This window comes from Cronobacter sp. HA18003 (assembly GCF_011605905.1).
Classification (GTDB): Bacteria; Pseudomonadota; Gammaproteobacteria; order Enterobacterales; family Enterobacteriaceae; genus Cronobacter; species Cronobacter sakazakii.
Map to the genome: position 1 here is coordinate 62,689 of NZ_JAANQO010000026.1, position 12,141 is coordinate 74,829.

The 12,141-nt window shown below is 59.7% G+C and carries 6 protein-coding genes; 2 read left to right on the forward strand and 4 right to left on the reverse strand.

What is annotated here, in order from left to right; all coding sequences use genetic code 11:
* Positions 1-76: 76 nt before the first annotated feature.
* Positions 77-2,203 (forward strand): M48 family metallopeptidase, encoded by a 2,127-nt coding sequence (locus tag G6041_RS18845; RefSeq protein ID WP_007897260.1) that lies wholly within the window; start codon positions 77-79, stop codon positions 2,201-2,203.
* A 28-nt stretch (positions 2,204-2,231) separates the two neighbouring features.
* On the opposite strand, the gene G6041_RS18850 is transcribed toward G6041_RS18845, so the two are convergent.
* From G6041_RS18850 to G6041_RS18865, 4 genes are all read right to left on the reverse strand, one after another.
* Positions 2,232-3,005, reverse strand: a complete 774-nt coding sequence (locus tag G6041_RS18850) for a MurR/RpiR family transcriptional regulator (RefSeq protein ID WP_012124043.1) — start codon at positions 3,003-3,005, stop codon at positions 2,232-2,234.
* Positions 3,005-3,853, reverse strand: coding sequence for a 3-mercaptopyruvate sulfurtransferase (sseA, locus tag G6041_RS18855; protein WP_007870012.1), 849 nt, complete (start codon positions 3,851-3,853; stop codon positions 3,005-3,007). Before sseA ends, G6041_RS18850 begins: the two co-directional genes overlap by 1 nt.
* A gap of 92 nt (positions 3,854-3,945) precedes the next feature.
* Complete coding sequence (locus G6041_RS18860) at positions 3,946-5,310, reverse strand: 6-phospho-alpha-glucosidase (RefSeq protein WP_041460412.1); 1,365 nt, start codon at positions 5,308-5,310, stop codon at positions 3,946-3,948.
* Positions 5,311-5,322: 12 nt separating this feature from the next.
* Positions 5,323-6,867, reverse strand: coding sequence for a PTS transporter subunit EIIC (locus G6041_RS18865; RefSeq protein ID WP_012124045.1), 1,545 nt, complete (start codon positions 6,865-6,867; stop codon positions 5,323-5,325).
* 323 nt (positions 6,868-7,190) lie between these two features.
* Here G6041_RS18865 and G6041_RS18870 point away from each other — a divergent pair, with 323 nt between their 5' ends.
* Positions 7,191-12,140: an alpha-2-macroglobulin family protein gene (locus tag G6041_RS18870; protein WP_054628478.1), complete on the forward strand. Its 4,950-nt coding sequence runs from the start codon at positions 7,191-7,193 to the stop codon at positions 12,138-12,140.
* Position 12,141 lies beyond the last annotated feature (1 nt).

Sequence of the window (12,141 nt, forward strand, 5' to 3'; positions counted from 1 at the left end):
TCTGTTATCAGACAGACGTGTTTAACCGCGGGGCGTGTCCCCGCCGTCTATGGATTAACAAGGAAACGACGTAACGATGAACAGGAAGCATCTCGCTTATCTTTTTCTGGTGCCGCTGCTGGTGGCCTGCTATGCCGTCTGGCAGCACTGGCGCGTCAGCGACATTCTGGAGAGCGTCGACAGCTCAAACAGCCTGATTCAGACGGCGAGCGACGCGCTGAAACAGGATCCGAAAGCAATCATTGAATTCACCAGCGACGGGAAAAACTATCGCGTTCCCGCAACAGAAGTGATTGAGAGCGAACGGAGCGTTCAGAACGAATACGCGGGCCAAATCATGCTGGCGCGCACCCAGAGCGGGCTGGCCTCTTTCGCCGTCGGGCTGGCGCTGCTGTGCATGGTGCTGAACGCCGGGGCGATCGCGCTGTGTCGGCGCAGCGTGACCATCGCGAAGCAGTCGCAGGATGCGCTGGTACAGGCATTTGATAAGTGCCGCAAACTGCTGCCGTGGCTGATGGTGTCGCAGATCGTCTGCTGCGGCCTGGCGCTGTTCGCGGTCGTCGGGTATGAGACGCTCTGGTTCGCCACGCATTACAAAATGAACGCCGGCGGCATCAAAGTGATGCTGTTCGCGCTGGTGATCCTGTTCGGTATTCTCTGGGTGCTTTACAAAAGCCTCGGCAGCATCCGCCGCTGCTTCGCGCTGTTCCAGCCGGAGCCAAATGAAGTGGTGGGCTATAACCTGACCCGCGAACAGGCGCCCGCGCTCTGGAGCATGGTGGAAGCGCTGTCGCAGAAAACCGGTGCGATGATGCCGGATAACATCGTGGTCGGTATGCTGGAAGGCTTTTACGTCACCGCCAACAGCGTGCAGCTGGAAGACGGCCCGCTGTTAACCGGTCAGACGCTCTATTTCCCGCTCACCTGGGCGGCGCTTCTTGATAAAGACGAAACCTGCGCGGTTATCGGTCACGAACTGGGCCACTTCGCAGGGCAGGATACGCAGTACAGCCTGCGGTTTGCGCCGCTGTACGCGGGGATTACCAACAGCATCAATACCATGGCGCAAAACCAGCAGAGCGCGCCGTTTATCGATCACGTGGTGCTTTACCCGTCGCTCTATATGGGCGTCTATTTCATCGAACAACTGCATGAAACGGTGAGCCACTGGAGCCGCATCCGCGAACACGCCGCCGATGAGATGGGCGCGCGCGCCAGCTCCCCGCAGGCGCTGGCATCGTCGCTGTTGCGTATTTCCGCCGTCAGTGAGCCGCTGAATAATACGCTTGACGATTTCTTTAACGGCAAACCGGGCTTTGAGGATCTGGTGGCCGCGCTGGTGACTCGCCTGCGCGAAGAGGGCTTTGGCGATATCCAGGCTTATCTGGAGCACAAAGCCGCGCACCCGACCGACAGCCACCCGCCGTCACGCGCGCGTATCGAAGCGCTCGGTTGCGCCATCGACGACACGCTGATTCAGCACGCCACCCGCGCGGTGCCGCAGGACCCGTGGGAAAACCTGCGCCTGTGGTTCGCACAGCCAGAAGCGCTCTCCGGCAAAATGACTGGCGAGCTCGCCGGGAAAGCCGCGGAGCATCGCGAAGAGTTTCGCCGCGAGCTGGAAGAGGTGGTGCAGCAGTCTGGCGAGACCGTCACGCTCTACTCCGGCAAAAAAGTCTTTTTCGTCGGCGGTATTCTGGCGGTGGTGCTGTTTGTCGCGACGGTCGCCATGCTGAAAATCGTTGATCCGTTTAATATTCAGGGCATTGCCGACGGTAAAATCGTCGCCATCGCGATTGGCACGGGGTTGCTGAGCTTACTGACCTGTTACGTGCTCTGGCAGCAGTGGCAGAAGCGCGAGATCCCGTTCCTGACGATGACGCCCGATTCGCTGCACTGCCGTCAGTTCACCGCGGGAATTCCGCTGAGCGCCATTGAAGATTTCTCGGTGCAGACCGCCAACGATACCACCACCGTGACGCTGATTTATCGCGAAGGGTTTGAGCCGCCGCGCGCCGTCGGCGGCCGCTGGAAAAACTTCACCCGCGTGAAGCGCGGTAAACGTAAGCTGGCGTTCGTGTTTATCGGCGGGCTTCGCGAAGGGGAGAGCCGTAAGGCGTACTCCGCCGACATGCTGGTGGAGCTGCTGGTGCGTAACCTTAACGCTATCCACGCGCGCGACGCGCTGTCGCGTTTCTCGTAAGGAAGCGGCGCGGCCTGCGGTCGCGCCGTTACGCCTGCGCCTGTAACAGCAGCAGGTCGATAAGCATCACCAGATTGGATTCAAACGAGGTGATCCCCGCCGCTTCGGCGGCGAAATGGATTGCCTCGTCATAGAGTGGAAAATGCAGCCCGGACAGCTCGGCCAGCGGATTTGGCGACGCGCGGGTAAACGCCACCACCTCCATGCCGACATTACGGGCGATGCGCGCTTTGTCGAGCACCTGTTCCGTTTCGCCGCTGCGTGAGACGGCAATAAACACTTCATACCGCGCCGCGTTGCTGAGAAAAATGTTACGGCTGTCGCCGGGGCCGGAGATAAAGGCCGTCTTGCCGAGCACCTGTAGCTTTTTGGTCAGATATTCCGCGAAGAGATACGAAAACCCCGCGCCGTAGAGAAAAAAACGCTCTTTTTCCCGCAGCAGCTCGCTGAAGGCGGCGATCTTTTCGGGCGTCACCCAGCGAAAGGTCTGCTGATAATTTTCGACAAAGCGGTTAAACAGGGCGGGCAGAACATCGGGCGCGGCGTCGGGTTCAATGGCGAGATGGGGCGTGTCAGTGAGCAGTTGCTTACAGTGCCAGATAAGTTCGCTGTAACCGCTGAAGCCAAGCTTATGGCACAGCCGCATAATCGTGGCGGTGGAGACAAACGTCTCCTGCGCCAGCTCCCGCACCGTGATATTCCCCACCCGCAGCGGGTGCGCCGTCAGGTGGGAAAGCACGCGATACTCAGCGCGGGTCAGCGACTCGCCGCGCAGCAGCAATGGCGTCAGGCGGTTATCCATTATGACGCCGGTTCGATGGGCAGATCGTCGCGCGCGCCCCATTCACTCCAGGAGCCGTCATAGAGTTTCACATCGCTGGCCTCAAGAGTGGCGAGGGCGAGCATCACGACCGCTGCCGTCACGCCGGAGCCGCAGCTGGCGATAATCGGGCGATGCAGATCCACGCCCTGGTCTGCGAATATTTCGCGCAGTTCGTCGGTGGTTTTCAGCTGGCCTTTAACGACCAGATCCGTCCACGGTACGTTCAGCGCGCCGGGAATATGGCCGCGCCGCAGGCCCGGTCGTGGTTCATCGGCTTCGGCGTTAAAGCGCGCCGCCGGGCGGGCATCAACGAGCTGAGCGGTTTTCTCATGGCTTGCCAGTAAGACATCGGTCAGGCGTTTCACCAGCCCGTCGTCAAATTTGGCTTCAAAGTCGCCTTCCGGCGCGTCGACCATACCTTCTTCCAGCGGAAAACCGTCGCGCTGCCATTCGGCAAGGCCGCCCGCCAGAATCGACACATTCTGTACGCCGAAGGCGCGCAGCATCCACCAGGCGCGCGGCGCCGAGAAAAGGTTGCCTTCGTCATAGACAATGAGATGTTTGTCGTGGCTGACGCCCAGTTCACGCATCGCGACCGCGAACGCTTCCGGGCGCGGCATCATATGGGGCAGGGGGGTAGAGTGATCGGACAGCGCTTCGATATCGAAAAAGCGCGCGCCGGGAAGATGGCCCGCGCGATACTCTTGCGCCATATTGCGCAGGTGCTCCTGGCCCGCAGGGGCCATACGGGCGTCGAGGATCTGAATTTCCGGGTCGTCGATATGCTCTGCAAGCCAGTGGCTCGCGACAAAAAAGGATGTGGACATGGCGTTCTCCGTGTCATCGCTGAGAAACGGATTGTCAGCGCTTTTTCACCTCACCACAAGCCATCATTATTGATGTCGCGAGCAGGCTCCGGTTATGACGCCGCTTCTCCGTTCACCCAGGCTTTTTGCAGCGCCGGCCAGTAGTCGCGGTTCGCCTCAATCATGTCATCAAGGATCGCTTTAGCGTGCTGCATCGTGGGGACAGTACGGTTAAGTGTAAATGCCTGCAGCGCTTTTTCGTAACTGCCTTCGAGCGTCGCCTCGACCAGCAGTTGCTCGGAGGCGAGCTGCTGCATCAGCAGTGTCTGGTGGAAGAGCGGCACCGCGCCCATACGCACCGGCTCCGGCCCGGCGGCGGTGATATACGCCGGCACTTCCACCATCGCGTCGTAAGGCAGATTGGCGATAGCGCCTTTGTTTTCGACAATCACCAGATGCCGCTGGCGTAAATCGAACGCCAGCGAGCAGGCGACATCTACAATAAACGCGCCGTGAACGCCTACGTGGAACGCATCCGGCAGGATACCGGTACGCTTATACTCTTCCGCCGCCGCGAACAGTTTTTTCTCGCGCCCGTCCATCACTTCATTGGCGCGGGTGTAATCCGGGTTCTGATGCTCGACGATGTCGTTTGGCATCAGGTAATACTGTAAATACGGGTTCGGCAGATAATCCGGGAAGTGATCCATGATCGGCTTAATATTGCGCCAGGTTTTCACCCATGACGGATCGGAGTGCTGCGGATCGGTCTGCGCCGCGTCTTCGGTCAGCAGGCCGAATTTCGCGATATGACGGCGCAGCGCGGGCAGTTGATCTTCGCCATCCACCAGCACGCGAGTGAACCAGCCGAAATGGTTCAGGCCGAAGTAATCCACTTCAAGCTTATGGCGGTCGACCCCGAGAATCGCGCCCATGTTGCGCATCGCCGCCACCGGCATATCGCAGATATTGAGCACGCGGGCAGTGGGGCGCAGGCGTCGCACGCCTTCCGCCACAATCGCCGCCGGGTTGGAGTAATTCACAATCCAGGCTTTTTCATCGGCGTAACGCTCGACCATATCGATAAGTTCGACCATCGGCAGAATAGTGCGCAGGCCGTAAGCGAGGCCGCCAGGTCCGCAGGTTTCCTGGCCCACCACGCCGTGACGCAGCGGGATTTTTTCATCCTGCTCGCGCATTTTGTACTGGCCGACGCGCATCTGGGCGAAGACAAAATGCGCGCCGCTGAACGCCACTTCCGGGTCGCGGGTGGTAGTGAATTTAATGGTCTGGCTGTGATCGCGGATCACTTTCTCCACCACCGGCGCGATCGTCTCCTGACGCGCGCTGTCGATGTCATAGAGACGAATTTCGGCGAGCGGGAAATCGCTTAAGCGCACCATCAGGCTTTTTACAATACCTGGCGTATAGGTGCTGCCGCCGCCGGCGATAGCAAGAATAAAGGGAGGTTTCAACATCATCAGCTCCTGTCAGAGAAACATTTCAACGGCTTCACGCATTTTTTTTACATGCAGCCCGTAGACCACCTGAACGTTATTGCCTTGTTTAATCACCGCTTTTGCGCCGGTTGATTTCAGGCGCGGCTCATCGATAGTGGCCACGTCGCGCACCGTGACGCGCAGCCGGGTGTAGCAGTTATCCACCACTTCGATGTTGGCCCGACCGCCGAGGCCCTCGATAATCGCCTCGCCCAGACCGTCGTTCGTGCCTTTCGCCTGATACTCCTGCTTGCTATAGAGGCGCGTCTCCTGGTCGTCATCCTCGCGCCCCGGCGTTTTCATGTTGAAGCGCAGGATCAGGAAGCGGAACACGGTGAAATAGAGAACCGCCATAATCAGCCCCACCAGCAGATACATCGGCCAGTTTGATTTCGTGGTGCCAAGCGGCAGGTTATAGAGAATGAAATCGATAATGCCGTTAGCGCCGATGGCGTGAACGTCCAGCAGATAAAACAACATCATGCCGATGCCGGTCAGCACCGCGTGCACCACAAACAGCAGCGGGGCGATAAACAGGAATGAAAATTCGATAGGTTCGGTGACGCCTACCAAAAGCGACGTCAGCGCCGCCGGGATCAGAATCGCTTTGGCGGCGGCTCTGCGCTCTGGTTTGGCCGTCATATACATCGCCAGCGCCGCCGCGGGCAGGCCGAACATTTTGCTGATGCCGCGCGCGTCCCAGACTACGGTCGGGCTTAACTGCGTGACGGAAGGGCAGGCCATCTCGGCAAAATAGATATTGCGCGCGCCCTGGTAGACCGTACCGCAGACGTCCTGAGTGCCGCCGAGTTCGGTATAGAGAAACGGCGTATAGACAAGGTGATGCAGGCCTGTCGGCACCAGAATGCGCTCCAGGAAGCCATACACCGCCACGCCGAGCGCACCAGCGCCTTTAATCGCCAGCGCCATCGCGCTGATGCCGTGCTGGGCGAAGGGCCAGATCTCACTCATCACTACGCCCAATACCATCGAGACGGGCAGCATAATGATGGCGACAAAGCAGTGGCCGGAGTAAATCGCCATCGCACCCGAGAACTGGACACTGGAGTAGCGGTTATAGAGCCAGCCGGAGAGCGCGCCGGTCAGGATGCCCGCAAATACGCCCATCTCCAGCACCTGCACGCCAAGCACCATGCTTTGCCCTGCCGCGCGCATCTGATCGGCAGGCGCCAGTTCGCCCTGTAGCTGTAACGTCACATTCATGGCGTTGATAAAAACAATAAACGTCACCAGCCCTGTCAGCGCCGCGTAGCCTTTGTCGCGCGCCGCAAGACCGATGGGAATGCCGACGGCGAAGACCAGCGCCAGGTTCGCCAGCACCGAGACCGCCGATTTAGCGATAAGCTGACCGGTGTGCTGCAGCGCCGGATGGCCGAGAAACGGCAGATAACCCGCCAGGCTGCCGTTGCCGAGTACGTTGCCGAAGGCGATAAACAGGCCGACAATCGGCAGGATTAATACCGGTCCGTAAAGGGACTTGCCAAAGTTTTGTAGGGCGTTTACGGCGTATCTCATTTAGCTCTCTCTTTTTTATCGTCTGGCTAAACCACCTGATGTGCAGAGGCACCGCTCAAAGGTAGCAACCCGCTGCCTTCAAAATCCAGTTATCTAATTGTTTTAAAAACAAATAACTCTAAAGGTAACATGTAACGTTATGCACTGTGATCGCGGTAACATCCGGCGGGAAGTGGAGAGAAAGTTAGCGTTTTGCAGGCCGTTGCAAGGAATTTGCAAAGCATCTTCCGCTATTTATTTTTGGTGGTTTTTTTTTGTCACAGCTTTTAAGCATAATAGCCGCCGTTACCGGCAACCGACGGCCACTACGGCCAGGGAAAACTATGAAATCATTGCGTCTGGCTGTCATCGCGACAGCGTTACTGGCGTCTTTCACTCTCGGCGGGTGCGACGACAAGGAGAGTGCTTCCGCCGATTCCACCGCGCCTGCGGCCCAGAGTAGCGCTCCGGCGCCCCAGGCAAAGCCCCAGGCGGCTGACCTGCAAAAACTGGCGCAGCAAAGCGCCGGAAAACCACTCAAATTACTGGACGCCTCCGAGGTTCAGCTTGATGGTGCCAGTACGCTGGTGCTTACCTTCTCGGTGCCGCTCGATCCCAACCAGGATTTCGGCCGCGTGGTGCATCTTGTTGATAAGAAAGACGGCAAGGTGGACGGCGCGTGGGAGCTGGCGCCGAATTTAAAAGAGCTTCGCCTGCGCCATCTTGAGCCGAACCGTGAACTGGTGCTGAGCGTCGATCGCGAACTGCTGGCGCTGAATAAAGCCACTTTCGGCATAGCGTATGAGAAAACCCTGACCACGCGCGATATCGCGCCGAGCGTCGGGTTCGCGAGCCGTGGCTCGCTTTTGCCGACCAAAGTCGTGCAGGGGCTACCGGTGATGGCGCTCAATATCGCAAGCGTCGATGTTAACTTCTATCGCGTGAAGCCGGAATCGCTGGCGGCGATGGTGAGCCAGTGGGAATACCGTAATTCACTCAGCAACTGGGAATCAGACCAGCTGCTGAAAATGGCGGATCTGGTCTACACCGGGCGTTTTGATCTCAACCCGGCCCGCAATACGCGCGAAAAACTGCTGCTGCCGTTAAGCGACATCAAGCCGCTGCAACAGCCGGGCGTCTATCTGGCGGTAATGAACCAGGCGGGGCACTACAACTACAGCAACGCCGCGACGCTCTTTACGCTGAGCGATGTCGGTCTTTCGCTGCACCGCTACCACGACCGCATGGATATCTTCACCCAGAGCCTGGAGAACGGCGCGGCGCAAAGCGGCGTGGAAGTCCGTCTGCTGAATGACAAAGGGCAGACGCTGGCGCAAGCGACCAGCGACAGCACCGGTCACGTGCGTCTGGAAAACCCGAAAGAGGCGGCGCTGGTGCTGGCCCGTATGGGCGAGCAGACCACGATGCTCGATCTCAACCTGCCGGCGCTGGATCTCGCCGAGTTTGATATCGATGGCGATCGCGGCTACAGCAAACAGTTCTTTATGTTTGGCCCGCGCGATCTTTACCGCCCGGGTGAGACGGTGATCGTTAATGGCCTGCTGCGCGACAGCGACGGCAAGCCGCTGACGGCGCAGCCGGTGAAATTTGAAGTGGTGCGCCCGGATGGCCAGGTGGCGCGCACGCAGGTGGTGGAGCCGAATAACGGGCTTTATCAACTGACCTGGAAACTGGATGCTCAGGCCGCCACCGGCCAATGGGTGATCCGCGCCAATACCGGCGACAACCAGAACCGTAACTGGCTCTTCCATGTAGAAGACTTTATGCCGGAGCGGATGGCGCTCAACCTCAACGTGCAGAAAACGCCGCTGGCACCTTCTGATACCGTTAATTTCGGTATTGAAGGTCATTACCTCTACGGCGCACCTGCCGCGGGCAACAGCCTGCAGGGGCAGCTCTATCTGCGTCCGCTGCGTGACGCGGTGGCGCAACTGCCGGGCTTCCAGTTCGGCAATATCGCGGAAGAAAACCTCTCCCGCAGCCTGGATGAAGTGCAGCTTAATCTTGACGACGCGGGTGTCGCGCAGGTCGCTGCTGAAAGCCAGTGGCAGGATGTGCGCTCGCCGCTGCGTCTGATTTTGCAGGCGAGCCTGCTGGAATCGGGCGGTCGCCCGGTGACGCGCCGCGTTGAACAGGCCATCTGGCCTGCCGACGCGCTGGTGGGCATTCGCCCGCAGTTTGGTGAAAAAGCGGTTTACGACTACCGTACCGACGATACCGTCAGTCAGCCGATGGTCGATGAAAACGGCAATGCCGGTTTCGATATCGTCTATGCCAACGCGCAGGGTGAAAAAGTCGCGGTCAAAGGCCTCAAAGTGCGCCTGGTGCGCGAGCGCCGCGACTATTACTGGAACTGGTCAGATTCTGAAGGCTGGCTGTCGCAGTTCGATCAGAAAGATCTGGTGGAAGCCGAGCAGACTATCGATCTGGCGGCGGGTGAAACCGGCAAAGTCAGCTTCCCGGTGGAGTGGGGTTCCTATCGCCTGGAAGTCGTCTCGCCTGACGATCTCGTCAGCAGTGTGCGCTTCTGGGCGGGTTACAGCTGGCAGGATAACAACGACGGTGCCAGCGCGCCGCGCCCGGACCGTGTGACGCTGAAAATTGATAAGCCGTTCTATCAGCCAGGCGACACCATCAAGCTGCATATCGCCGCGCCAGCCGCAGGCAAAGGCTATGCGATGGTGGAATCCTCTGAAGGCCCGCTGTGGTGGCAAGAGATCGACGTGCCGGAGAAAGGCCTCGATCTGGACATTCCGGTGGATAAAGCCTGGAAGCGTCACGATCTCTATCTCAGCACGCTGGTGGTGCGCCCTGGCGATAAATCCCGCTCCGCGACGCAAAAACGCGCGGTCGGCCTGCTGCATCTGCCGATGGGCGATGAAAACCGTCGCCTGAATTTGTCGCTGGAAACCCCCGCGAAGATGCGCCCGGACAGCACGCTGTCGGTGAAAGTGAAAGCCAGCGTGAAAAACGGCGAGCTGCCGAAGCAGATCAACGTGCTGGTTTCGGCCGTGGACAGCGGCGTGCTTAACATCACCGACTACGTCACGCCGGATCCGTGGCGCGGCTTCTTTGGTAAGAAACGCTATGGCGCGGATATCTATGATATCTACGGCCAGGTCATTGAAGGACAGGGCCGTCTGGCGGCACTGCGCTTTGGTGGCGACGGCGATGAGCTGAACCGCGGCGGCAAACCGCCGGTCAACCATGTCACTATCATCGCTGAACAGGCGGTGCCGGTGCAGTTGAACGACCAGGGTGAAGGCACAATTACGCTGCCTGTCGGCGACTTTAACGGTGAACTGCGCGTGATGGCGCAGGCCTGGAGCGACGACCGCTTCGGCAGCGGCGAAAGCAAAGTGATTGTGGCAGCACCGGTGATTGCCGAGATGAGTACGCCGCGCTTCCTCGCGGGTGGTGATACCTCGCGCCTGGCGCTGGATGTCACGAACCTGACCGAACAGCCGCAGCAGCTTAACGTCACCTTTAGCGCCAGCGGGCTCGTGCGCCTTGATGCGCAGTCGAGCCAGCAGGTGAACCTGAAAGCGGGCGGGCGCACAACGCTGTACGTGCCGGTCGCTGCCAGCAACGGGTTTGGCGATGGCGCGGTACAGGCGCAGATCACCGGGCTTTCACTGCCGGGCGAGCGTTTCGCGCCGATTAACCGCGAGTGGAAAATTGGCGTGCGTCCGGCGTATCCGGCACAGACTATCAACAGCGGTGCGATGCTGCGCGCAGGTGAAATCTGGACCGTACCGGCCACGCATCTGCAGGGGCTTAACGCCTCCACGCTGGAAGGCCGATTGCTGTTAAGCGGTCGTCCGCCGCTGAACATCGCCCGCTACATTGAAGAGTTGCGCGCGTATCCGTACGGCTGCCTTGAGCAGACTACCAGCGGCTTGTTCCCGTCGCTCTACACCAATGCCGCCCAGCTCAAAGCGCTCGGCATCAAAGGCGACACCGATGAACAGCGCCGCGCGGCGGTGGATATCGGCATTGCCCGCCTGCTGGAGATGCAGCGTGAAGAGGGCGGTTTTGGGCTGTGGGATAAAGAAAGCCCGGAAGAGTACTGGGCGACGGCCTATGTGACCGATTTCCTGGTACGCGCGGGCGAACAGGGCTACAGCGTGCCGGCTGATGCTTTAAATAAAGCTAACGCGCGCCTGCTGCGTTATCTCCAGGATCCGGCCACCATCGCGCTGCGCTACAGCGAAAATAACGCGGCCTCGCGCTTTGCGGTGCAGGCCTATGCGGGCCTGGTGTTGGCTCGTCAGCAGAAAGCGCCGCTCGGCGCGCTGCGCGACCTCTGGGAGCATCGCGCGCAAGCGGGCAGCGGTCTGCCGCTGGTGCAGCTTGGTGTGGCACTGAAACTGATGGGTGACGCGCCGCGCAGTAAGGCCGCGCTGGATCTGGGCCTTAAAACCGAGCGGCCGCATAACGACGTCTGGATTGGCGACTACGGCAGCGATCTGCGTGACGATGCGCTCAAGCTGAGCCTGCTGCAGGAATATAACCTGCAGGCTGACACGCAGAGCTCGCTGCTTAACGCGCTCTCTGATGAAGCGTATGGCAAGCGCTGGCTCTCCACCCAGGAAAGCAACGCGCTGTTCCTGGCAGGCCGCAATCTGGTAAACCAGCCGGGGAACTGGCAGGCGCAAACCACGCTGCAAGGCCAGTTCATGAGCGGCGACAAAGCGCAGAGCGTAGCGCTTAACGCCGATCAGCTTGGCGCATTGCAGGTGACTAACACGGCCCAGACCCCGCTCTGGCTGCGTCTTGACAGCCAGGGGTACCCGGACGTTGCGCCGCAGCCGTCAAGCAACGTGTTGCATATTGAGCGTCACTACCTCAACAGCAAAGGCGAGTCGATTTCGCTCTCAAATCTCAAGAGCGGCGAGCTGGTGCTGGTGTGGCTTGAAGTTTCAGCCAGCAAAACGGTGCCTGACGCGCTGGTGGTCGATCTTCTCCCGGCCGGGCTGGAGCTTGAGAACCAGAACCTGGCGAACGCCAGCGCCAGTCTGAGTAGCGCGGGTGAGGCGAGCGATCTCATCAACCGGATGCAGCAGATGGATATTCAGCATATGGAGTTTCGTAACGACCGCTTCGTCGCGGCGCTGCCGGTGAACGAAGGCGTTAACGCCACGCTGGTCTACATGGCGCGCGCCGTGACGCCGGGCACCTATAAAGTGCCCGCGCCGCAGGTGGAGTCGATGTATGTGCCACAATGGCGTTCGACCGGTGCGACCATCCCTGCGCTGACCATTAACCCCTGAC